Below are 21,095 nucleotides of genomic sequence, written 5' to 3'. Positions count from 1 at the left end.
TTTATCCCTTAATCACAGCTATGGGCTTCATTTGAGCTACCCTCTTAGAAAGTCCTGCATTATGTACTACGTTCACCACATCTACTACATTTTTGTATGCTTCTGATGCTTCTTCTACTAATGAAGACTTAGATGCAGCCCTTACGAGGATTCCTTTTTCTAAAAGTTCTTGCTCGATTTCATAGGCTCTTCTACCACTTTTTAGGAGTTTGCTCCTACTTTGAGTTCTTCCTGCCCCATGACAAGTAGATCCAAAAGCAAGTTCCATAGCTTTTGGTAAACCTATTAACACGAAGGAAGATCTTCCCATATCTCCTGGAATGATTACTGGTTGTCCTATCTCTTTATAGGCTTCTGGAAGATCAGGATGTCCAGCTGGAAAAGCTCTTGTTGCTCCTTTTCTATGAACTATAACCTCTTCAAGTTTTCCATCTATATCATGTTCTTCAAGCTTTGCAATATTGTGAGCTACATCGTATATTAGTTTCATTCCAAGGGATTCAGCGCTTTCTCTAAATATTTCCTCAAATACCTCTCTTACCCAATGGGTTATCATTTGCCTATTTGCCCAAGCAAAATTGGCAGCAGCACACATTGCTGAGAAGTAGTCTTGTCCCTCTGGCGAGTCAAAAGGGGCGCAGGCAAGTTGAATATCTGGCACCTCAATTCCATATTTCTTCATGGCATTTTTCATTATTCTAATATAATCTTCTGCTACCTGGTGCCCTAATCCTCGAGATCCTGTATGAACCATTACTACTACTTGATCAGGGAATAAACCTAATTTATCTGCAATATCTGGTTCAAAGATTCTACTTACTACTTGAACCTCAAGGAAGTGGTTTCCAGATCCAAGGGTTCCAAGTTGAAACTCTCCTCTTTCTTTTGCTTTTTTTGAAACTTTATCTGGATCAGCGTAGCTTAATCTTCCTCTTTCCTCAATATGCTCTAAATCTTCCCTCCATCCATATCCTTGTTTTACAGCCCACTGGGCTCCTTTTTCTAAAACTTCATCAAGTTCTTTTCCTTTAACTCTCAAATCTCCTTCAGACCCTACTCCTGCAGGAATTTTATCAAAAAGGGCATCTACAAGCTCTTTAAGCCTTGGCATTACATCTTCTTTACTAAGGTTTGTTCTTATGAGTCTTACACCACAGTTGATATCGTATCCTACTCCTCCTGGAGATATAACTCCTCCCTTTTTCTTCATGGCAGCAACCCCACCAATAGGAAAGCCATATCCCCAATGGATATCTGGCATTGCCAAGGAATATTTAATTATGCCTGGAAGAGAGGCTACGTTTGCTACTTGTTCGGGAGATTGGTCTTTTACAATATCTTCCATGAGCTTGTCATCAGCAAAAATTATTCCGTCCACCTTCATAAAAGGTTTATAGTCCTTTGGAATCATAAATTTATAATCATCTATCTTAATTATTTTTCCCTTCCACTCATTGCTCATGATATACTCACCTCCATTTTTTCCTATAATTTTATTATAATGAATATATCTTCTAAAAAACAAGGAAAGGAGGAAAAGAAAAATAATGTTTTATGAAATATCTGTATCTACACCCCAAAAAATTGCTCTTGTTGATGTTACGGAAAAAATAGAAGAGACCGTTAAAGAGAGTAAAGTTAGAAATGGAATCTGTTTTATTTATGTGCCCCATACCACTTGTGGGATTTTAATAAATGAAAATTATGACCCTAGTGTTATAAGAGATATATTGAATGCCTATGAAAGAATAGTACCACAGAATCTGCCATATGCTCATTTGGAAGGAAATTCTCCAGCCCATATTAAGTCCACTATAGTAGGAGTTAATACCTTTGTATTTATTAGAGAGGGAAAATTAAAGCTTGGTACTTGGCAGGGAATATTTCTTGCAGAGTTTGATGGACCAAGATATAGAAAGCTATGGATTGACATAATAGAGGATAAAGATTAGAATTAGAGCATAATTTTTGGGAAAGGGGGGATATAAAATGGCATGGTATTGGTGGATATTAATAGTAATCGTTATTATTCTCTTAATCTGGTATTTCACAAAAGGCAAGAAGTAATTTTAGTAAGTTTTTCTATGGAATTTGAAGTGAAGGGATGGCTTTATGCCATCCCTTATTATTTGCTATAATAGTAGCGAAATGGTGGGATTTTGGGGAGGTGGTAAGATGCGTCCCGCATTAATAATTGTAGATATGGTGGTTGATTTTGTAACAGGTAAGTTTGGTAATCCTTATGTTCAAGAGATTGTTCCCAATATAAAACTTCTTATTGACAAGGCTCATGAAAAAAAAGTTCCAGTTATATATTTGCGAGACGCTCATACAGAGGAAGATAAAGAGCTTTCTCTTTGGGGAAAACATGCCATGGATGGAGATAAAGGCTCTGAGATTATTCCAGAGCTTGCCCCTCAAAAGGATGATTATATAATCAAAAAGAAAGTATATAGTGGATTTTATAAAACTGAGCTTGAAGATCTCCTCAGAGGTTTAAATGTAGATACAGTGATATTAACAGGTACAAGTACTCATATTTGTGTACTTCATAACTCAGCAGATGCCTTTTTTAGAGGGTTTGACATTATAGTAATCTCTGATGCTACTGCTTCTTTTGTCCCTGAAGAGCATGAAAGAGCCTTAAAATATATGAAAGAAATCCATAATGCTAAAATATATACTACTTATGAATTATTAGAAAGATGGGAGGAGTAGAAAATTGAAAGAATTTCTTATTGCAAAACCAGAAGAAATAAAAAGCGGATTAAATACTGACGCATATTTTTTAAGGACAGAAGAAGTTCTTGAGGGTATAGGAAAAAACCCCAATGTGGTAATGGAACTTTTTACCAAAAGTTTTCCTGATGAGAACTACCAATTTGGAGTTTTGCTTGGGATTTATGAGGTAGCAAAACTTTTAGAAGGACTTCCTGTGGATGTTTATGCCATGGATGAGGGAGAGATATTTTTCCCCTATGAACCAGTATTACAGATAAGGGGGAAATACAAAGACTTTGCAAGATATGAGACCACTATTCTTGGTTTTCTCTCTTTCATGTCAGGCATCGCGACGAAATCTGCAAGGGTAAGAATAGCTGCAAAGGATAAAAAAATTTACAGTTTTGGTACCCGAAGACAACATCCCTTCTTATCTCCTGTAGTTGAATATTGTACCTATGTATCTGGTTTTGATGGGGTTTCAAATGTTCTTGGGGCTAAGTATATCTTCAAGACCCCTGTAGGAACTATGCCTCATGCCTTAATTCTTATAATAGGAGATGAAAAAGAGGCATTTTTAGCTTTTGATCAGTATGTGGATCCTAAAATTCCAAGGATTGCTTTAATTGATACTTATGGTTCTCCAACAGTAGGAGCATTAAATGCTTTAGAGGTATTGAAAGAAAAACTTGCAGGTGTAAGAATAGATAGTAAAGATTATGCATACCTTATAAAGGATATAAAATGGGAATTTGCGAGAAGAGGTTATCCAAACATACAGATTTTTTTAAGCGGTGGACTTGATGAGTATGAAGTAGAAAAATTTTATGAGTATGCCGATGCTTTTGGAGTAGGCACAAGGGTTGCTAATGCACCTGTTATTGATTTTGCATTGAAAATTGTGGAAGTGGATGGTAATCCTGTGGCTAAGGCAGGTAATATGCCTGGAGCGAAACAGGTGCAGAGAGGTAATGGTTTTAATGATACTATAAGGCTTTTTAACTCAGAACTACTTCCTGAAAAAAAACCACTTTTAAAGCCTCTTATCAAGGAGGGACAAATAGTTAGAGATTTTGAAGAGATTGACTCCATAAGAAAAAGAGTTTTGAATGGTTTAAATTCTCTTCCCGAAAACTTAAAAATTATAAAGGGTGGAAAAGTCTATATTCCAGAGTTCTTACCTTGACGATAAAACACTTTTTTGTTAGTATTACTTTGTATTTATTAAAATTTGGTAAATGCTGAAGAAAGGGAGAGGGTAAGAAATGAAAAGGACTTATCAGCCTAAAAAGCATCACAGAAAAAGAGTTCATGGATTTCTTGCCCGTATGAGGACACCAGGTGGAAGAAGGGTTATCAAAAGAAGAAGAGCAAAGGGAAGAAAGAGACTTACTGTATAATTGGGACTTTATTTTTTTCCTAAGGAAGAAAGGTTAAAAAAGCAAGAAGATTTTCTACGTATCTTAAGGGAGGGAAAGCCCTATTCCCTCTCTAAGAATTTTGTGGTCTATATCAGAAAGGGAGCAGAAAAAAGACGTATTGGTATAAGTGTAAACAAAAAGGTTGGAAAGGCTGTAGTAAGGAACAAAATAAAAAGGCTCATAAGAGAGGTATATAGACTTCACAGACCTTATTTGAAAGAAGATATAGAAATGCTTGTAATAGTGAAACCAGGAGAAAACATAAAGAATCTTGATTTCCATAAAGTTAAGGAAATGCTTATTAAGATATGGGAAAAGGCTGGAATTTTAAAGAAATGATCAAGAATTTGTTAATTATCCTCATAAAGTTTTATAAAAAGTTTATTTCCCCTGTTCTTCCAAGAAGCTGTAGATTCTATCCTACCTGTTCCACATATGCCATGGAGGCTATAGAGAGGTTTGGTCCTATTGATGGAGGAATTCTTGCTATAAAGAGGATATTAAGATGTCATCCCTTTAATCCTGGGGGATACGATCCTGTACCTACAAAAGAAGAATTTTTAAAATTGAAATTAAAAAGGAGGAAAAAATAAATGATAAATGCCCTTGCTAACGGACTTGGATATATTTTAGAACTTTTTTATAAATTAACAGGAAATTATGGACTTGCAATTATTTTTCTTGTTATTCTTGTAAGAATCATTCTTTACCCATTGACTCATGCCCAATTAAAGAGTCTTTTTATGCAACAAAAAATTCAGCCAGAGATAAAAAAGATTCAGGAGAAATTTAAAGATGATCCTCAAGAGATGAATAAACAGATAATGCTTCTATATCAACAATATAAGATTAATCCTATGATGGGCTGTCTTCCTTTGCTAATTCAATTCCCTATATTGATTGCCCTTTATCAGTTATTACTCCATTACAAATATGCAGTTACTCCTCAATTCCTGTGGATCTCTGACTTAACAAAGCCTGACTATATTCTGCTAATCATTATGGCAATTGTCACTTATTTTTCAGGAGAACTTTCATCCTTATCCGCAGCTCCGGAACAGAAAAACCAGCAAAGAATCATGAATATATTTACAACTTTACTCTTCACAGGTATGTTCTTGCTTTATAAAGTACCAGCAGGAGTTATGCTCTATTGGTTAGTATCAAGTTTATTCCAATTATTGCAGCAAGTAGTGGTTTTTAGACTCCATAGGGGAGGCTAATAATTATGAAGGAGATAGAAACTGAGGGAAAGACCTTAGAGGAGGCTCTTCTCAAGGCAAAAGCTGTTTTGGAGGTTCCTCTTGATAAGATTGAGTATAAGGTTTTGGAATATGGGAAAGAAGGCATTCTGGGGATAGGTGCAAGACCCTTTAGGGTTTTAGCATGGATAAGGAAGAACCCAGAAGATGCATTAAGAAATTTTCTAAAAGAACTGCTTTGGAGACTAAATTTAAGAGCAAGGATTAGAGTGATAAAAGAAGAAGGACATATTAAGATAAGTTTAGAGGGAGAAAATTTAGGAGAATTAATTGGACCTGGAGGTAGAACCCTATCATCTCTTGAATTTATACTCAGACTTTTTGCTGCTAAAAATCAAATTACGGAAACCATAACCCTTGATGTGGATCATTACAGAGAAAGAAAAGAGAAATACCTTTCTAATCTTGCTAAAAAGATTGCGGAAAAGGTTAAAAAGGAGAAGAAGGAATTTCATTTAAAGCCTATGAGTTCAAGGGAAAGAAGGATTATTCATATAACTCTGCAAAATGATCCTGATGTGATTACTTATAGCATTGGGGAAGAACCAGAAAGAAGGGTAGTTATAGCTCCTAGGAAAAATGAAGGATGATATTGTTGCTATAGCAACCCCTCTTGGTTTTAGCGCTATAGGTGTTATAAGGTTAAGTGGACCCAATGTAATAAACATTGTTAAAAGAGTTTTTAGCCCAAGGAGAAATAAAGATCTTGAAAAAGTTTCATCCCATACTCTTCATTATGGAAATATAATCTACAAAGATGAGATTATAGATGAGGTGCTTGTAGCAATTTATAAAGCACCTAACTCCTATACTGGTGAAAACATGGTGGAGATTTTTACCCATGGGAGTCCTATTATTCTTGAAGAAATTTTGAAGATTCTTGTGGAGGAAGGAGCAAGGATTGCAGAAAGAGGAGAGTTTACAAAAAGGGCTTTCTTGAATGGAAAAATTGATCTTCTGCAGGCAGAAAGTATAAACGAGATTATAAGAGCGGAAAGCAAAACTGCCTTGAAAAGAGCATTATCAAAATTAAAAGGTGAAGTATCAAAAAGCCTGAGAGAATTGAAATCTAAAGTAGAGCATTTGAGAATATATTTGGAAGCTTCTATGGATTTTCCTGAAGATGTAGAAGAAAGAGAAAGGGAAGATTGGTTAAGGAGGCTTGAAGAGATAAAAAGAGAGGTTTCTTATCTTTTGGAAAAGGCAGAAAGAGGAGATTGGATTAAAGGAGGATATAGAGTTATATTAGTAGGAAGACCAAATGTTGGAAAGTCAAGTCTTTTTAATGCATTAATGAAGGAAGATAGAGCTATAGTAACTCCTATTCCTGGAACTACAAGGGATTATATAGAAGGCGAGCTTTACCTTTCCTCAGGGCATCTTGTTAAGATTTATGATACTGCAGGACTTGGCATACCTAAGGATATCTTAGATAAAATGGGGATGGAAAAGACCGAAAAAATTCTTGAAAAGTCCAACTTGATCCTTTTTGTGGTAGATGGAAGTGGTGAAATCTCCGAAGAAGAGATAAATCTTTTTGAGAAGATTAGAAGTTATCAGAATAAAGAGATAATCCTTGTTATAAACAAAGTAGATCTTCCTCAAAAGGTAGAACTTTCAGTCTTTTCAGAGGATATAGAGAAGATCTTTGTGTCAGCAAAAGAGGGAATAGGGATAGAAGATCTTGAAAAAGCTATTGAGAGACATATTTCCTCTCAAGAATTGGAAGATGGAATATTTTTAAATGTATATCATAGGGAAAAATTAAAGGAGATTTATCAATTTTGTGAAGAAGGTATAAGTGTTCTTATAAATCTTCCTCAGAGTTTAGATATTCTCGGAGATATTTTATACGATATGGAGAAAGCCTTTGGGGAGATTCTTGGGGAAGAGGTTTCCTTGGATATAGCAGATAAAATTTTTGCAAATTTCTGTGTAGGGAAATAGGAGGTAGAAATGAATATTTGGGTTATTATTTTAGGAATAGTGCAAGGAATTACGGAGTTTCTTCCCATAAGCAGTACTGCTCATCTTATTTTGATCCCTTATCTGGTAAAGATTCCTGATTTTGGGCTTTCCTTTGATGTGGGACTTCACCTTGGGACTTTTTGGGCAGTTCTCATTTATTTTCTAAAAGATTGGTGGGAATTCTTAGTAAGTATATTTAAAGGAGGAGAAAAAAGAAGAATATTGGGACTTATTGTACTTGCTACTTTGCCTGCAGGAATCCTAGGAGTTTTTCTAGATCCTTTTGTGGAAAAAATATCTCAGCCTCAAGTTTATTCCTTTGCTATCTGGATAATCCTTATAGGAGTAATTTCTTTTGGCATTATATTTTTACTTCTTGAGAAATACTCAAAGAAAAATCTTGAAATAAAAGATCTTAATTTAAAAAGGGGTCTTATTATAGGTTTTTGGCAAGTTCTTTCCCTTTTTCCAGGGGTATCAAGATCGGGCTCTACCATATCAGGAGGCATGTTTACAGGGTTAAAAAGGGATGAGGCTACCAAATTTTCCTTTTATCTTTCCCTACCTATAATAGGTGGTGCAGTATTTTTTAAATTGTTCCATGTGATAAAAAGCGGAGATTTGGGATCTCTTTCTTTGATACTTTGGGGAGCAATTGTAGCTTTTATTGTAGGTATCTTAACTATTCATCTACTTTTAAATTATGTTAAAAAAGCCTCTTTAAAAGTTTTTTCCTATTATAGATTTATCCTTGCCTTAGCTATTTTGCTTGCGTATTTTAATCTCCAAGTTTTGTCTCTTATAGTTTTTGGAGTAGCTATAGTTTACTTAATTTTTAGGATGGTAAGAGGTGAGAAAGAGCGTAATTAAAAGCTTGCCCTATCTATGGTTGATAAGGTGGCTTTATCAGAATAAGGATGGAAGTAGAACTTCTTACAAGTTTTTTCCTATCCCTATAATCAAACTTAAAAAGGTCTGAAAAAATGAGACAAGCCCTGCTCCAATTTGAGCACTTGACCCCTCTTTTCCTGCAGAACCTCCTTGCAGCAAGGGTTATAATAGTTCCAATAAGTTTTATCGGTTCTACCAAATGTTCATAAAAGAGAATAATTTCTTCATCTAACTTTCTGTTCAATATTTGTATAATGTAAAAGTGCCTCATTTTAAAATTAGAAAGGAGAAAATAATGCTTAAAAAAGTTTGTTTTTCCTTGATATTAATGATTCTTTTGCTTCCTCTTGCCTCAGCTATCTTATGCTACCTTAGAAGGGATAATAACTCATAGGGACAAGCTTCCAATAGAAGGTGCGAAAGTAATTATTGCAAGTTTTAATCCTTGTTATAGTGGTGCAGTGGTAGATGATATAAGCAGAAAAGGAGTAATTGTTATTACTTCGGTTAATGCTAACCAAACTAACAGATTTGGCTGGGCTGGAGAATGGAGAAATGCTCTTTTAGGAGGAACAAGTGATAATAGAACCGATAGAAATGGTGATGGCTTTATTTCTATGACTGAAGCTTATGAATGGGTTGCTGTCAAATCTCAAGCATATAATCCTATAGTCATAACATCGGCACAAATTAATGGTAAAGCAATTTCAAGTTGTGCAGTTAATCTTGCAAAAGATAATTTTCTTCTTTATTTAACCGATGATCAGGGAAGAGCAGTGCCCAATGCATGGGTTCAATGGATAGCCTTTGTTCCCTCTCCAACCCAAGAGGTAATAGGCGGAGTTTTAATAGCAAGCCATGGACAACATATATCTTTTCCAAGGCTATCCTCAACTCCAGTTATAGTAACAAATGCTCAAAAAGATGGTAAAGCATTGATAAGTGGTGCCCAAAATAATGCACCTGATGGTTTTGATTTATGTATTTTAGATGATAGTGGAAGGACAGTAAGTGGTGCATGGGTGTTATGGATGGTAGTTGTTCCAAACTCAAAAAATGGTTTTAAAGGTGAAGTAAGGATGAGAAGTAATGGGCAGAATATACAGTTTACTCCCTCTTTTTCAAAAGGACCTGTATATGTTTATCGGCACAACCTGGAGTTATGGCTGGTGCAGTAGATAATCGCCAAGATGGCTTCACCTTAAGTTTGATTAAACATGATGGAACACGTGCAGATAACATAATGTAAGTCTGGGAAAGCAGAGATAAAGCTTATTTAATTGCTTCTCTGCTTTCCCTTGTATGGGAGGAGAAGTTATGAAAAATAAACTATTTATTTATTCTTTATTTTTCATTCTTTTACTTTCCCTTCAACTTATAAAGATAGCTTTTGGTTTTTCCAATGGGGTATCATTATACTATATGGGGAGTTTTAAAGCCTCTTTGGGATGATAGGAGGGTGAGAATACAAATAAGGATGTTTGAAAGTGATTCTGGACTGCGTGGCTCTCAACATAAAGATGAGGAGATGGATATTAGAACGGGAGCGGGAAAGGATTTTGTGTTTGAATTTGATCCAAGGGATATGAGTTATTCAGTAAGCTTAGGCACAAAAGTTTGGAGTATTCCAGCGGGATTTTTCATAAAAAGTGATGGGGAAGGAGATTTGAGAGCAAGGATATATGTTAAAGTGTGGACTATGGGGGATAAAAAAGAAGAAATATTTTACCCTATTATGTGGTATGTTCCGATAAAGATGAGAGTATAGATGTATATTACTGGATTTACAAAAAACTTAATGAAAAATACTCCCTATTTTCCTTAGATATCTTTTCTTATATGAGTCCTGAAAGAAAGGTGTTGCTTACTATCTGAAGGGAAAAGTTAAAAAATTTGATTTCCGAAAACACAATTTTTATAGTAAAAGAATATAAAGCTGAAGGGGAAAATGTTACAATAAAAGCTTATCCAAGGTCTCTTGATGGTCTTTCCCAGTATGGGATTGTAAGTCCTATTTTTAGGAAAGAAGGAGGCTTATGGAGGCTGATTAGGTTATAGATTATATCTTATTCTAAGACGATTTCTAATTTTTCATAAACTCCACTTCTCAAATTATAAGAGTATGGAGATGTTAGTATTTCTCTATTTATTTCCTCCTTTTCTTCATTACTGCTGTATAATATGTATTTTTTTATCTTAGCTCCATTTTCTCCGAAAGTATTTTTCCTTTTTTTAGGAAAGAAGGAGGCTTATGGAGGCTGATTAGGTTATAGATTATATCTTATTCTAAGACGATTTCTAATTTTTCATAAACTCCACTTCTCAAATTATAAGAGTATGGAGATGTTAGTATTTCTCTATTTATTTCCTCCTTTTCTTCATTACTGCTGTATAATATGTATTTTTTTATCTTAGCTCCATTTTCTCCGAAAGTATTTTTCCTTTTTTTAGGAAAGAAGGAGGCTTATGGAGGCTGATTAGGTTATAGATTATATCTTATTCTAAGACGATTTCTAATTTTTCATAAACTCCACTTCTCAAATTATAAGAGTATGGAGATGTTAGTATTTCTCTATTTATTTCCTCCTTTTCTTCATTACTGCTGTATAATATGTATTTTTTTATCTTAGCTCCATTTTCTCCGAAAGTATTTTTCCTTTTAGGATTTATAAAGTAGATAAGGGTATTTTTAAGGAAGTTTATAACAAAAGAATTTTTAGGTATGAATATTTTTTCTTCTTTACCACAGCCGTAATAATTTACAAATTCGTCTTTTATGGTGAAAAGGAAATCCGGTATTGATGGAGTTGGTTTAAAGCAAAGATTATTGTTTTCATCAAGGTAAAATGGATTTTTACCAAAAGCCATAACAAGGAGCATATGGTAAAATTCTGCAGTACTTCCAGAAAGTCTTGCAGAGAATCCTGCTCCATGAAGATTTGGATCAGGGTTTCTACTACTCACAATAAAGGATACATTTTCAAATATGCTTCTTCTATATGTTTCTGGATTCATAAAGGGTATAAGACAATTTTTCATTTCTTCATAGAATTTTTCAAATTCTTCTGCTTTTAATATTTCAAGGAGATATTTGTATTCAAGATGTAAGAATATGCTTTCATTTTCAAGCCATCCAGGAAGAAAAGCTTTGATTCTCCCAATTTCAAGGGGGGCAGAGTCCAAAGGAGCATTAACTTTATACATTTTCAATTTTTTGTCATATAAATCGCTTTGTTTTATTCTCTCCATGATCTCTCTCTTTTTATTTTTGTCCCTTTCAGTTTTGAGATAGTGGACTTGTCCTTCAAGGAAAAGGGGCATATCTTTTCTTACAAATTTCTTTGGTTTTATTACCTTTTTTCCATTTTTTTCTATAATGTCATAATCCACAAGATCATAATAAAAATATGTATGATAAAGTCCCTTTTCTTTATCAAAGGCTCTTTCAAGCTCTTTATTTAATTTTTCTAAAAATAGATCCAAGATGTTTAAAATTTCAGAAAGTCTTATGGATATTTCTTCCCCTGATATACCCAATTTAGTTTTTTCTCTATATTCTTCTCTTAGATTTGAACTTTTATCCCAAAACTCAAAGTTTGATATCTTACCTTTAAGATTTTCTTTTGTTATTTCCACAAGGGAATTTAAAAGTTCTGATAATTCTTTTGGAATTCTCACTTCTCTTTCATAAAGTTTGTATTTTTCAATCCATGATTTTATAAGCAAGAGAAGTCTTTTGAGTTCAAAAGTTTCATTTACTGATGATCCAAAAAGTCCAGGAAGACCGTTTAATGCATCATTCCAGCCAGGTCTTCCTGCCTCCATCTCTATTCCTATATTTTCTGGATCAAGAGTTGAATATTTAACAGTAGCAAGGGCAATAAGTTTGGAAAGTAAAGAGGTATAATAAATATCTCCTTTTCCATATTTGGTTCTTACTTTATTAGGCTCTATCTTCCTTGATCTTATAAGAGTTACTTTTTCTTCATCATTTCTTAAAGATCTATATTGGCGTACTCCATTTTCTGTAAGAACATACCTTTCTTCTCTTGGAAGCACAATTTCAGAGTTATCATAATAGGTGAAAATCTCTTGATTTAAAAGGAGATCTTCCATTTTATCTGGAAATATAGACTCATAGCTCTCTATGAGATCTAAGTTGTAAAACCAATGATCTATCCAATATCCTTCTCCATGTTCTGCAAACTCTATTTTTCTACTACCTGTAAGTAGGAATGAGATAAAGTCAATAAGATTTCCCTTTTTCAGCTCATAGTTGTACTTTTCAAGAACCTTTATTACGTCAAAAGGAATAAAAGGTTTTTGAAGTATTTCTTTTAACTCCTTTTCTATATATTCGGAAACCCAATTTTTTAATTCTCCTAAAACATCTTCTTTTATAAGGTATTTAACTCCCTTTATTACTAATGGATTATATCCATCAAGCTGAATAAGGTTTATGAAATACCATATATTGAAGTGTTCTACATCAGGATTAAAATAGATATCATTTCTTCTATTTTGATTTATATCTCTGTAGTTGGCATTTCCTTGAGAGAAATAATTAGCTTCGAGGGTAAAGAAGTTATAATCTCTTTCTAAATCTCCATGTTTTCTTCCAAAGAGATAAATTACATCTTTTTTAGAATTATAGTTTAAAGTAATAGGGAGGCCTCCCCTTAAAAGGTTATCAAGAAAGCTTTGTCTCACGTAAGAATTAAATTCTTTTGAAGCACTATGTACAAAGGCATTATCCATAATGCTCTTTATGAGTATCTCATTCTCTTTAGCTTTTTTCTCGACAAATTCTTTATGAGCATAATCTTTTACTATTTTATTTAATCTCTCCAAGGAATCTGCCTTTCCTGCAAAAGATATTATGGATCTTTCCTCATCTGGAGAAAGAGTAATTATAGTGTAGGAGAAAGCAGAGGGAGTTCTATTCCCATAAAATACTGCCTTAGGAAGGGTAAATTTTCCCTTTGCAAATTTATAAGGATAGGAGAAATCATTAGAAGGATAAAAGATGAGATCAGGATCTATTATTACAGGAAGAAGTTTTTCGTCTTCTGAGAGAGCAAAATAAAAATGTCCTTCTTTTATTACCTTTACTTCGGTTATATCCTGAAAGGTTGTATAAAGCCTATAAAAGGGTGCATTATTCTCTAAATTGTCTACCCTATACCAGGCTTCAATGGTTCTTGACATATTCTTCATAACTTCATTGGTAAGTCCATAGGGTAGAAATTGAGGTATACCATCAATAATTTCAAGGTTCAATTCGTTTTCTCCATGATTCTTTATAGTAAAAATTCTTATTAAGGCTCCTACAGGCTCATTAGGGAGAGTAAAGTAGTTCACTTTGCAAGAGATATTTAGGGTTTTGTTTATCTCATATATGGTAAGATCATAGGGAGTTATACTCATATAATTTTCTCTCTCAAAAGTTTCATTTTCAGGGGACTCTCTAAAAGGCTCATAAAAAACATTGTCAATTTTTATAAAGGTTCTAAAACCATATATAGGAGTAAGCCTATAGGCTTTGTTAGCAGGATGAAACTCAAGTATAGCACCATCTTTACTCTCGAATCCAAAACTTGTAATACATTGTCCCCTATTTACATAAAAACACCACATAGGGATTCCTAAAATTCCAGATATTCCGGGAAGGAAGCTGGAAAAGGGGAAGGCATAGTTGTAATTGTAAATATTAAAAGTCAAATCTTTCTTTTTATCCACCTCATATTTAATTTTGGGATTCATAAAACCCTCCATAATAAAAATTGTTTCATTATAAAACTTATTTTAATATGAAAGCTAAAGTTAGTCAATAAATAAGGAATAAATATGGTTTATTAAACTATCAAACTCTCTTCTTTCTCTTTTTTCAAAGGAGAAATAAGCTAAAGAAGATGGTAATTCTTTCAGTTGAAATTTTTTAATGAAAGGAATTATTTCCTCTGGGGTATGAATCTTAATATTCCAATCTCTATCATATCTTACATAATTTCTTATGAAGGTATCTATAAATTCTCTTTCTTTTTCTTTTAGAGAGAGGTAAAAACTTATGAAAAATTCTTTCTTATTAGGATGCAAGGTCTCCAAAAATTTTGTTGCCAAATCTTTTCTTGCTTTTAGGAATGGGTGGTCAGTAGATATGTATGATAGAAATCTTATGATTTCAAAATTTTTATTTGCAAGGTTAATGATTTTTTTAATACTTTCAGAGTAAGCTAATATATTTTTAAGGTTTTTGGAAATAAAGGGGAATAACATCTTTCTATTGCAAATACTCATAAAGGTTGAAAGGATTAAAATTTCTCTTTTATTTTTTGACATGCTATTTAGTATTTCTATTGATTTCTGGAAATTTTCAAAGATATTTATCCTCTTTCCATCATTTTCATAGAAGGAAGCTTCTAAATTAAAGCAAAATTTTTTAGAGAATTCAAAAAGTTTTTTGTAGTGTTCTTTAGTGTACTTTCCAGAAGAATTTGGTAAAGATTTATAATAATGTTGGATGATCATAGAGGTTTCACAAATGGAAGGGTCATTATTAATTCTCTGTACCTCAAAGAGAGTATCAAGGACAGCAAAACCATATGATAGATCTTCTCTATACCAAGCAGAATAATAAACAGCCTTTTTAGCTAATAAAAGGGAAAATTTGGGATGTTTTTCTTTAAGATACCAAGAGGCATCATTTAAACTATTGATGATTCCTGTGGGATGAGGAATAGAGAGGGAAGTTCTAAAAGCTTCAGAGTAATAAGATATAGCTTTTCTAATATTTTTTCCTTTTATCTCTTCTCTTGCTTTACCTAAAAGGATAAAAGTTTTGGAGGAAGGATCCAAAGGATACTTGTTGCTCCAAATACGGAATTTTCGAAGATTAGATGGGAAGTTAGTAGCATAATAATGAAGGAGGGATGGGGACGCAATATTTCTTACATAAGAAGGGATATAAGGAAATTCTCGTTTTAATTTTTCATAAATTGCATTTCCTTCTCTACTGTTAATATTTGATAATATTGAAAGTTTTTCGGTAAGGATTAGATAATATAGCGTTTTATTACTATTACACTTATCAAGTGCTTTTTCTAATTCAGCTAAAGATAAAAAGTACTCTCTTTTCCAATAGAACTTCAAAGCAATGAAATAATGCTTCCAAGGTGGAGGAATTTTTGCCATTTCTAAAGCCCAGTTTAAGAATGGCTTTGCATAGGAACCGTAGGTAGATATGATTCTATTTATATGTGGAATTTTACTTGGCATCTTTCAAAATTGAGAAAACTTTTTGATTAATTATACCACTTTTCAAGTTATTTTTTGTAAAATGTTTCACTTTAAAAAATTTTAAAAAAACCTAAAAATTTACCCTTTCAAAATCAAGATTTCATCAATATTTCCAGATAGGGTAAATTTGAAAGTCATATGCGGGAAGGTAAAATAAAAAACAAAACATTAAGTAGAAAGGGGTGTTTACATAATGTTCCAAAAATTATCTGTTATAGAAATGAAGGGTAAGTTATTCATAAAAAAGATCCTAAAAGGAAGATATTGATATATAACTCTTCCTCTCGCATAGGATATGGAACTTTATATGATTATGCAGAGTATACAAGTAATGCTGGTCCACTAGTTTTTGGTGGGGCCGTTGTACTTCTTGGTAGTTTTTACTATAATTATGATACAAGAAAAGTAGTCTCTGTTAATGCTAATGTTGTTGCTTCCTCTGGTATGTTTGCTGAAGTTACTACCTCTTGTTCCTATGGAACTGTAGGGACAAATATTGCTTGGGCAAGGGGACAAGCAAATTTTAGAGTTTACATAGGAATATCCGGAGTAGGTATCACTGTAGGATCATTTTCTTTGAGTGTCTCAGATTCGGTAGCTTTATAAGAAAATTTATAAGAAAAGGGGGTATTTTAATGGAAAAATTGTTAAAGATTACAAAAGATATCTTTGGTCCAATGACTCTTAAGAGACCTATAAGACTCTTAATTCAAATATTAGTTCTATTCATATGTTCTGCGACTATACTTAGAATTTTCGTAGATATTTTTTCTTTCATAATTATTAAGTTAGGGACATGGACGGATAAACTCCTAAAATTAATAGGAGTTGGATACTAACATAAGGTTAAAAGAGTCATAAAGAGGGGAGAAAGTCTCCCCTCTAAAATTTTTTAATTTGCTATGTTCTCTTTCAAATTTATCTTAGCGCTTGGTAGAGACGTAAGTATTACTTTTAAGAAATGAAGGTCTTCCAACGGTTTTCCACTTATATTGAGAGAGAGTTTTTATCAAGGAGATGTTTAGTATTTGGCTTTTCATAGCTCTTCTTATATTCGTCATACTGGTACCTATCTTTCTACCTGTTTTTGCACAAACCCCTGCTGTTCCAACAGCTCAAATTCAGGTAAAAGTAAATCTTCCTCAAGGAGAAGAGCTATCTGACGAAGAACTTGAAAAAGTTGAGGGACAACTTTTCTTATGAAAGAAAAAATAAACTATAAATTATATTGAAACAAATTAACAAAGCCAAAAGTTATCAAGAAATAAAAAGGGAGAAAGTAATAATTCAGACTACGGAACACACCTGCAGAGCTTGTGCTATTGCTACTCTTTTAAATTATTTTGGTGAAAAAGTAGAAGAGTTTGAAGTATTGAATTTCTTAAAAGATGAATTATCCCTTGAAAAAGGTTTAAATTTACTCTAGTTAAAAAGATTTGCAAATTATGAGGGATATGAAACAAAGGGTTATAAAACTACATTTGTACCTTTTACGTAGGACCTTAGAGCTCTAAAATTTCAATTATTCTATTGATCAAACCTTTTAAATCTTTAACATTGTTTTTTAAAATTGAGTATAAAAACTCATTATCAATCTCCCAATATATATGTACTAATCTGTCCCTAAATTTGACCATATTCACCAAACTTTCAAAGAACGCTTTTTCCAAAAAAACATTTTCAAAAAGAACTCTAAAAGGATCTGAATAATCTTTTGGAGGTCTTAGACCGGTAACAAAGAGTTCTAATTTTTCTTTGAAAGTTTTATCATATATTTCATATATCTCTTATTTCATATATCTCTTTTAAAATTTTATAGGACTCAATGAGAGGTAAAGACCACGCAAGCAAGGAGCTTTTCTCTATTGTGGGTGGGGATAATAATACTGATTGTTGTAAAAGATTTTATAATCTCTATTTTTTCATTAAAACACATTGTGGAGAGAGAAATTTTACAGAAAAAGTTAAATTTCCTTTTTAGCTAAGACAAAATACTTATTACTTCTTGTTGGAATTATATCTTCTATATATTTCATGCTTAAAATTTCAAAATCCTTTATTAGGATATAAATCTCTTCTTCGTCCAAATAACAATGAGGAATTCCAGCCTCTATTCCTTCCTGCTTAATTATTGTACCGTCTTTAAGGACAGTGTTTTTAGGGTTGTTATAGCTTCTACTAAATTTGGAGTTAAAGGTCACATAAAATTCTCCATCTTTTTTAAGTACTCTATGTACCTCTGAGATAGCCTTTTCTAACCCCTTTTTATTGGTATGGTAAATTGAATGATAGGATAAGACACAGTCAAAAAACTCATTCTCGTATGGAAGGGAAAGCATATCTGAATTTGATTTCATAGGATTTATTATATTACAAAAATGTTATTTTTATCTAGCACTACTTCTATGATTTTCTTATCATTCCCCTTCTATGGTTAAATAATATTGTCTGGCTTAAAGTAAAACAGCTTCTAAAAGGATGTTGGTTATGACTTCGTATCTTTAAGATCCTGTATATAACATTTTGGAACTAATCTATTCTCAACTCCCTTCCCCTGTGTATATGAAGGAAGAGTGTGGTAAAATTAAAAAATGGATTTTTGTAACATGAGTAAAGCTATTGATCATTTAGAAGAAAGTGAAAGAATAATACTTAAAGAGCTTAAGACTAAACTTTTAGAGCTTTTAGGTTCTAATCTTGAAGCTGTGATTCTTTTTGGATCAAAAGCACGTGGCGATTATGATAATGATTCTGATATAGATGTAGCAATAATTGTGAATTATTTGGATAGAAATCTTAAGAGAAATATTCTTTCCATAGTCACTAATTTAGAGACAGAATATGGCATTCCTTTATCGACATTAGTAATCTCAAGGGAAGAATTTGAGCTCTTGAAAAGAAGAGAGCGGAGAATAGCACTTGATATAGAAAGAGAAGGAATTGAAATATGAAAGATGAGAATATAAGGTTAAATGTAAAAGAGGAGATAGAAAGAGCAAAAGAAGCTCACAAATCTGCGAACATTTTATTTGAGAACGGACTAATAAAGGATGCTATATCGCGCTTATATTACTATACTCTACATATGGTAAGAGCTCTTCTTTTTACGAAAGGATTTGAACCTAAAAGTCATGAAGGAGCTTTAAGGCTTTTAAGCTTGCATTTTATTAAAGAAGGGATTTTTGAGCCAGAGATTGCTCATATTTTTTCAAGACTTATGAAGTATAGAGAAGAGGCAGATTACAATCCTTTCTATGTATTTTCCAAGGAAGATTTTCTGTCTTATAAAGAGGAGGCTGAAAAATTAGCAGGAGAAATTGAAAGATATCTTAGGAAAATTGGTTTGTTATGATTTTTTTTAAGGATTCTTCTAACTCAGTTCCTGGTTCCGTCCACTATTTTTTATAGGATATCTCTTTACTTTGCAGCGTAAACCAAAAACTATTTTTGTAGAGCAACTCTCTCCCATCTATCTTCTTAATAATCTATTTGCAAGTTTTAAAGCATGCTCATAGAGTTCTTTGCTTATTCTTATTCCATTTTTTATTAATTCATCAAGAAGAGGTTTTAATTCTGTAATAGTTCCTTGTCTTTTGACATTTAGTAGAATGCCTATTGTCCCAACAACTTTTAACCCCCTAAGGGTTGCTATTTCCCTTGCTTTTAAGTCATCTATCAATATAGCATCTGCTTTTATTTCTTCCGAAAGTACTATTGCCTCTGCTTCTCCTTTTCCTAATATTATTTCTAAGTATTCTACTGCTTTTTTATTCTCCACATTTAGTACTTTTTCTTTTGCCCACTTGAGTAACTCGTCCCTATACTCTTTTCCTATCTCAGTTATTTCTTCAAAGACTGCCCTTGGTATATAAATTTCATAAGTAAGCAGATCTAACTTTTTGATTTTTGCTAATGCTATTAGAGGAGAGGAGTTTGCAACAATCTTCATTATTTTGCTTCTTTAAGATTTTCTAATTCCTCTTCTAATTCTTCTTTTGGATATTTTATTATATCTACCCCATACTCTGATAAGATTTCCATAAACTCTTCTTTGGTCATTTCTGCCAATAAAGCTGCCTTACTCAAAGAGAGAATACCTCGGTCATACATATCTATAGCAATTAAAAATTTAATTTCTTTAATAAGTTCTTCTTTTCTCACTTGTAGTAATATTTCTTTTGGTATCTTTATCTCTAAGGTTTCTAATTTCATTCTAATTTCCATCTCCTTTTGATTTTGAATTTTTATTTATTATACACTATTTATAGTTGTTGAAATAGAAAGAGCAGAAGAAGCTCACAAATCTGCGAACATTTTATTTGAGAACGGACTAATAAAGGATGCTATATCGCGCTTATATTACTATACTCTACATATGGTAAGAGCTCTTCTTTTTACGAAAGGATTTGAACCTAAAAGTCATGAGGGGGAATTTCAAGGCTTATAGAGTATAGAAAGGAAGATTTTCTGTCTTATAAAGAGGAGGCTAAAAATTGGCTGAAGAGATAGAACAATATCTTGTTACTTTGTTTGGGAATGTCATAAGTTTTCTAAGGGATTTTGTTAAGTAAGGATAAATTTGAGGAAATAATTGTTTCTACAAGGTCAAAAAGTAAACTTTTAGAATTAAAAGAAATTTATCCTGTTATATCTCTTGCAGGAGCAATAACCATAGAGAATAGGGAAGAAGATTTTCCTTTTGCGGTGGAAATAAAAAGTTGTGCACCAGGTTTTTTGGCTTCTATTTTTAATGAACTCATGCACGAGGTAAAAGATATACTAATTTATACATATTACTGCAAAGTTAATCTATAATATGAACTTGACTTTTGAAGATATAATATAAAAGGTTGCTACAAAGGGTGGAATAACTGAAGAAGGAGTTAAAGTATTAGAGAGTTACCTTCCTAAAATTTTTGATGAAGTTTTTGAAAAACTCTTGAAAAGAGAAAACTAATAAAAGAAAGAGCAGATGAGCTTTTTAGGATAAATTAAGTTTAAAAGGAGGTATTTTGAATGAGATTTAAGAAATTTATTTTTCTTCTTCTTTTGTTATTAGTATTTTCTCTTATTAACACTGAGCTGATTGAGGCAAAACCAAGAGAAAATTTTAATATTAAAGGATCTATAATGTTTATTGGTCCTTCTGGGCTTCTTAAGGTAAAGGTTGAAAGCCATAGCAAAAATATAAAGGGATTTGTGAGGAATGATGTGGTAAGTATAAAAATAACTTCGGGCACAAAATTTTATTTTGCCAGCTTTGTGAAAACGAACGAAGGTTTGGAATTGAAAAAACATAAAAGTGTGGGTTTTGGTTTTCTTAAAATAAAGAGTAAGGTTTTTATAAATGGATTCATTCTTGAGAATAATAAAAAAGAGTTAGTGGCAACTGAAATTTATATAATTTTAAATTAATATAAAAGATACCCCTTGACAATTTTTAAAATTATGTTAAAATTATAATTGCCACAGGCGTCAAGGGGTCCAAAAGGTACTCCTGATGTACCTTGGCACTGAGTAAAGTCTTGGGTAGCTG

The 21,095-nt window shown here is 32.7% G+C and carries 30 protein-coding genes; 23 read left to right on the top strand and 7 right to left on the bottom strand.

Going from position 1 to position 21,095, the window contains the following annotated elements:
• Position 1: 1 nt before the first annotated feature.
• A complete protein-coding gene (locus DTUR_RS00630; protein ID WP_012582544.1) occupies positions 2-1,462 on the bottom strand; it encodes an RtcB family protein in 1,461 nt (486 codons plus the stop codon).
• An 85-nt stretch (positions 1,463-1,547) separates the two neighbouring features.
• Here DTUR_RS00630 and DTUR_RS00625 point away from each other — a divergent pair, with 85 nt between their 5' ends.
• From DTUR_RS00625 to DTUR_RS00565, 14 genes are all read left to right on the top strand, one after another.
• Entirely contained in the window at positions 1,548-1,952 is a 405-nt protein-coding gene (locus DTUR_RS00625; RefSeq protein WP_012582543.1) for a secondary thiamine-phosphate synthase enzyme YjbQ, read from the top strand.
• A 42-nt stretch (positions 1,953-1,994) separates the two neighbouring features.
• Positions 1,995-2,138 (top strand): hypothetical protein, encoded by a 144-nt coding sequence (locus DTUR_RS00620; protein WP_012582542.1) that lies wholly within the window; start codon positions 1,995-1,997, stop codon positions 2,136-2,138.
• Between the two features lie 37 nt (positions 2,139-2,175).
• Entirely contained in the window at positions 2,176-2,718 is a 543-nt protein-coding gene (locus tag DTUR_RS00615) for a cysteine hydrolase family protein (RefSeq protein ID WP_012582541.1), read from the top strand.
• A gap of 4 nt (positions 2,719-2,722) precedes the next feature.
• Positions 2,723-3,907: a nicotinate phosphoribosyltransferase gene (locus DTUR_RS00610; protein WP_012582540.1), complete on the top strand. Its 1,185-nt coding sequence runs from the start codon at positions 2,723-2,725 to the stop codon at positions 3,905-3,907.
• A gap of 79 nt (positions 3,908-3,986) precedes the next feature.
• Positions 3,987-4,121, top strand: a complete 135-nt coding sequence (gene rpmH / locus DTUR_RS00605) for a 50S ribosomal protein L34 (protein WP_012547104.1) — start codon at positions 3,987-3,989, stop codon at positions 4,119-4,121.
• Positions 4,122-4,481, top strand: a complete 360-nt coding sequence (rnpA, locus tag DTUR_RS00600) for a ribonuclease P protein component (protein WP_012582539.1) — start codon at positions 4,122-4,124, stop codon at positions 4,479-4,481. It begins immediately after the preceding gene.
• A complete protein-coding gene (gene yidD / locus DTUR_RS00595; RefSeq protein ID WP_164931038.1) occupies positions 4,481-4,735 on the top strand; it encodes a membrane protein insertion efficiency factor YidD in 255 nt (84 codons plus the stop codon). The genes rnpA and yidD overlap by 1 nt, the downstream gene beginning before the upstream one ends.
• On the top strand, positions 4,736-5,365 hold the full coding sequence (locus tag DTUR_RS00590) for a YidC/Oxa1 family membrane protein insertase (RefSeq protein ID WP_012582537.1): 630 nt from the start codon (positions 4,736-4,738) through the stop codon (positions 5,363-5,365).
• Between the two features lie 5 nt (positions 5,366-5,370).
• Positions 5,371-5,994 (top strand): RNA-binding cell elongation regulator Jag/EloR, encoded by a 624-nt coding sequence (jag, locus tag DTUR_RS00585; protein WP_012582536.1) that lies wholly within the window; start codon positions 5,371-5,373, stop codon positions 5,992-5,994.
• On the top strand, positions 5,984-7,351 hold the full coding sequence (gene mnmE / locus DTUR_RS00580; protein ID WP_012582535.1) for a tRNA uridine-5-carboxymethylaminomethyl(34) synthesis GTPase MnmE: 1,368 nt from the start codon (positions 5,984-5,986) through the stop codon (positions 7,349-7,351). Before jag ends, mnmE begins: the two co-directional genes overlap by 11 nt.
• A 9-nt stretch (positions 7,352-7,360) precedes the next feature.
• Positions 7,361-8,242, top strand: coding sequence for an undecaprenyl-diphosphate phosphatase (locus DTUR_RS00575; protein ID WP_012582534.1), 882 nt, complete (start codon positions 7,361-7,363; stop codon positions 8,240-8,242).
• Between the two features lie 368 nt (positions 8,243-8,610).
• Complete coding sequence (locus DTUR_RS00570; protein WP_012582533.1) at positions 8,611-9,441, top strand: hypothetical protein; 831 nt, start codon at positions 8,611-8,613, stop codon at positions 9,439-9,441.
• 139 nt (positions 9,442-9,580) lie between these two features.
• On the top strand, positions 9,581-9,715 hold the full coding sequence (locus DTUR_RS09525) for a hypothetical protein (RefSeq protein WP_278007862.1): 135 nt from the start codon (positions 9,581-9,583) through the stop codon (positions 9,713-9,715).
• Between the two features lie 7 nt (positions 9,716-9,722).
• Positions 9,723-10,031, top strand: coding sequence for a hypothetical protein (locus tag DTUR_RS00565; protein ID WP_164930936.1), 309 nt, complete (start codon positions 9,723-9,725; stop codon positions 10,029-10,031).
• 728 nt (positions 10,032-10,759) lie between these two features.
• On the opposite strand, the gene DTUR_RS00560 is transcribed toward DTUR_RS00565, so the two are convergent.
• Complete coding sequence (locus tag DTUR_RS00560; RefSeq protein ID WP_012582531.1) at positions 10,760-14,026, bottom strand: hypothetical protein; 3,267 nt, start codon at positions 14,024-14,026, stop codon at positions 10,760-10,762.
• A 60-nt stretch (positions 14,027-14,086) separates the two neighbouring features.
• A complete protein-coding gene (locus tag DTUR_RS00555) occupies positions 14,087-15,538 on the bottom strand; it encodes a hypothetical protein (protein WP_012582530.1) in 1,452 nt (483 codons plus the stop codon).
• 285 nt (positions 15,539-15,823) lie between these two features.
• Between DTUR_RS00555 and DTUR_RS09390 the strand changes: the two genes are divergently transcribed.
• The 4 genes from DTUR_RS09390 (at position 15,824) to DTUR_RS00535 (ending at position 16,985) form a co-directional block, all read left to right on the top strand.
• Positions 15,824-16,165 (top strand): hypothetical protein, encoded by a 342-nt coding sequence (locus DTUR_RS09390; RefSeq protein WP_012582529.1) that lies wholly within the window; start codon positions 15,824-15,826, stop codon positions 16,163-16,165.
• Between the two features lie 29 nt (positions 16,166-16,194).
• Entirely contained in the window at positions 16,195-16,398 is a 204-nt protein-coding gene (locus tag DTUR_RS00545; RefSeq protein ID WP_012582528.1) for a hypothetical protein, read from the top strand.
• Positions 16,399-16,576: 178 nt separating this feature from the next.
• Positions 16,577-16,762 carry a hypothetical protein gene (locus DTUR_RS00540; RefSeq protein WP_012582527.1) on the top strand — a complete coding sequence of 62 codons (186 nt, stop codon included), beginning with the start codon at positions 16,577-16,579 and terminating at the stop codon, positions 16,760-16,762.
• 25 nt (positions 16,763-16,787) lie between these two features.
• Positions 16,788-16,985 (top strand): cysteine peptidase family C39 domain-containing protein, encoded by a 198-nt coding sequence (locus tag DTUR_RS00535; RefSeq protein ID WP_164930935.1) that lies wholly within the window; start codon positions 16,788-16,790, stop codon positions 16,983-16,985.
• Between the two features lie 76 nt (positions 16,986-17,061).
• Here DTUR_RS00535 and DTUR_RS09520 read toward each other — a convergent pair whose 3' ends face one another.
• Together DTUR_RS09520 and DTUR_RS00525 are read right to left on the bottom strand one after the other, a co-directional pair.
• On the bottom strand, positions 17,062-17,334 hold the full coding sequence (locus tag DTUR_RS09520) for a DUF86 domain-containing protein (RefSeq protein WP_278007873.1): 273 nt from the start codon (positions 17,332-17,334) through the stop codon (positions 17,062-17,064).
• Positions 17,335-17,523: 189 nt separating this feature from the next.
• Positions 17,524-17,916: a class I SAM-dependent methyltransferase gene (locus DTUR_RS00525; RefSeq protein ID WP_164930934.1), complete on the bottom strand. Its 393-nt coding sequence runs from the start codon at positions 17,914-17,916 to the stop codon at positions 17,524-17,526.
• A gap of 249 nt (positions 17,917-18,165) precedes the next feature.
• On the opposite strand from DTUR_RS00525, the gene DTUR_RS00520 reads away from it, so the two are divergent.
• Positions 18,166-18,510 carry a nucleotidyltransferase domain-containing protein gene (locus DTUR_RS00520; RefSeq protein WP_012582526.1) on the top strand — a complete coding sequence of 115 codons (345 nt, stop codon included), beginning with the start codon at positions 18,166-18,168 and terminating at the stop codon, positions 18,508-18,510.
• A complete protein-coding gene (locus tag DTUR_RS00515) occupies positions 18,507-18,911 on the top strand; it encodes a HEPN domain-containing protein (RefSeq protein ID WP_012582525.1) in 405 nt (134 codons plus the stop codon). The genes DTUR_RS00520 and DTUR_RS00515 overlap by 4 nt, the downstream gene beginning before the upstream one ends.
• 117 nt (positions 18,912-19,028) lie before the next feature.
• Here the strand turns inward: DTUR_RS00515 and DTUR_RS00510 are convergent, their stop codons facing one another.
• Positions 19,029-19,508, bottom strand: coding sequence for a PIN domain-containing protein (locus DTUR_RS00510; RefSeq protein WP_012582524.1), 480 nt, complete (start codon positions 19,506-19,508; stop codon positions 19,029-19,031).
• Positions 19,508-19,771: a UPF0175 family protein gene (locus DTUR_RS00505; RefSeq protein ID WP_012582523.1), complete on the bottom strand. Its 264-nt coding sequence runs from the start codon at positions 19,769-19,771 to the stop codon at positions 19,508-19,510. Before DTUR_RS00505 ends, DTUR_RS00510 begins: the two co-directional genes overlap by 1 nt.
• A 28-nt stretch (positions 19,772-19,799) precedes the next feature.
• Between DTUR_RS00505 and DTUR_RS09585 the strand changes: the two genes are divergently transcribed.
• The 3 genes from DTUR_RS09585 to DTUR_RS00490 all read left to right on the top strand — a co-directional run bounded on the left by DTUR_RS09585 (position 19,800) and on the right by DTUR_RS00490 (position 20,974).
• The gene (locus DTUR_RS09585) at positions 19,800-20,006 is read left to right on the top strand and encodes a HEPN domain-containing protein (protein ID WP_341271215.1); all 207 of its coding nucleotides are present in this window, start codon (positions 19,800-19,802) and stop codon (positions 20,004-20,006) included.
• Positions 20,007-20,119: 113 nt separating this feature from the next.
• On the top strand, positions 20,120-20,374 hold the full coding sequence (locus DTUR_RS00495; RefSeq protein WP_164930933.1) for a hypothetical protein: 255 nt from the start codon (positions 20,120-20,122) through the stop codon (positions 20,372-20,374).
• Positions 20,375-20,575: 201 nt separating this feature from the next.
• Positions 20,576-20,974 (top strand): hypothetical protein, encoded by a 399-nt coding sequence (locus DTUR_RS00490; RefSeq protein ID WP_012582522.1) that lies wholly within the window; start codon positions 20,576-20,578, stop codon positions 20,972-20,974.
• The last annotated feature ends 121 nt before the right edge of the window (positions 20,975-21,095 follow it).

This window comes from Dictyoglomus turgidum DSM 6724, assembly GCF_000021645.1.
Taxonomy (GTDB): domain Bacteria; phylum Dictyoglomota; class Dictyoglomia; order Dictyoglomales; family Dictyoglomaceae; genus Dictyoglomus; species Dictyoglomus turgidum.
Note: the sequence above shows the minus strand (reverse complement) of the source record. Positions and strands in the feature narration are given on the sequence as shown.

Bases quoted from the DNA above. Each gene is read 5' to 3' on its own strand.
- DTUR_RS00630 (WP_012582544.1), bottom strand. From the start codon at position 1,462: ATGAGCAATGAGTGGAAGGGAAAAATAATTAAGATAGATGATTATAAA.
- DTUR_RS00625 (WP_012582543.1), top strand. From the start codon at position 1,548: ATGTTTTATGAAATATCTGTATCTACACCCCAAAAAATTGCTCTTGTT.
- DTUR_RS00620 (WP_012582542.1), top strand. From the start codon at position 1,995: ATGGTATTGGTGGATATTAATAGTAATCGTTATTATTCTCTTAATCTG.
- DTUR_RS00615 (WP_012582541.1), top strand. From the start codon at position 2,176: ATGCGTCCCGCATTAATAATTGTAGATATGGTGGTTGATTTTGTAACA.
- rpmH (WP_012547104.1), top strand. From the start codon at position 3,987: ATGAAAAGGACTTATCAGCCTAAAAAGCATCACAGAAAAAGAGTTCAT.
- DTUR_RS00590 (WP_012582537.1), top strand. From the start codon at position 4,736: ATGATAAATGCCCTTGCTAACGGACTTGGATATATTTTAGAACTTTTT.
- jag (WP_012582536.1), top strand. From the start codon at position 5,371: ATGAAGGAGATAGAAACTGAGGGAAAGACCTTAGAGGAGGCTCTTCTC.
- mnmE (WP_012582535.1), top strand. From the start codon at position 5,984: ATGAAGGATGATATTGTTGCTATAGCAACCCCTCTTGGTTTTAGCGCT.
- DTUR_RS00575 (WP_012582534.1), top strand. From the start codon at position 7,361: ATGAATATTTGGGTTATTATTTTAGGAATAGTGCAAGGAATTACGGAG.
- DTUR_RS09525 (WP_278007862.1), top strand. From the start codon at position 9,581: ATGAAAAATAAACTATTTATTTATTCTTTATTTTTCATTCTTTTACTT.
- DTUR_RS00560 (WP_012582531.1), bottom strand. From the start codon at position 14,026: ATGAATCCCAAAATTAAATATGAGGTGGATAAAAAGAAAGATTTGACT.
- DTUR_RS00555 (WP_012582530.1), bottom strand. From the start codon at position 15,538: ATGCCAAGTAAAATTCCACATATAAATAGAATCATATCTACCTACGGT.
- DTUR_RS00545 (WP_012582528.1), top strand. From the start codon at position 16,195: ATGGAAAAATTGTTAAAGATTACAAAAGATATCTTTGGTCCAATGACT.
- DTUR_RS00540 (WP_012582527.1), top strand. From the start codon at position 16,577: ATGTTTAGTATTTGGCTTTTCATAGCTCTTCTTATATTCGTCATACTG.
- DTUR_RS00525 (WP_164930934.1), bottom strand. From the start codon at position 17,916: ATGAAATCAAATTCAGATATGCTTTCCCTTCCATACGAGAATGAGTTT.
- DTUR_RS00520 (WP_012582526.1), top strand. From the start codon at position 18,166: ATGAGTAAAGCTATTGATCATTTAGAAGAAAGTGAAAGAATAATACTT.
- DTUR_RS00515 (WP_012582525.1), top strand. From the start codon at position 18,507: ATGAAAGATGAGAATATAAGGTTAAATGTAAAAGAGGAGATAGAAAGA.
- DTUR_RS00510 (WP_012582524.1), bottom strand. From the start codon at position 19,508: ATGAAGATTGTTGCAAACTCCTCTCCTCTAATAGCATTAGCAAAAATC.
- DTUR_RS00505 (WP_012582523.1), bottom strand. From the start codon at position 19,771: ATGAAATTAGAAACCTTAGAGATAAAGATACCAAAAGAAATATTACTA.
- DTUR_RS00490 (WP_012582522.1), top strand. From the start codon at position 20,576: ATGAGATTTAAGAAATTTATTTTTCTTCTTCTTTTGTTATTAGTATTT.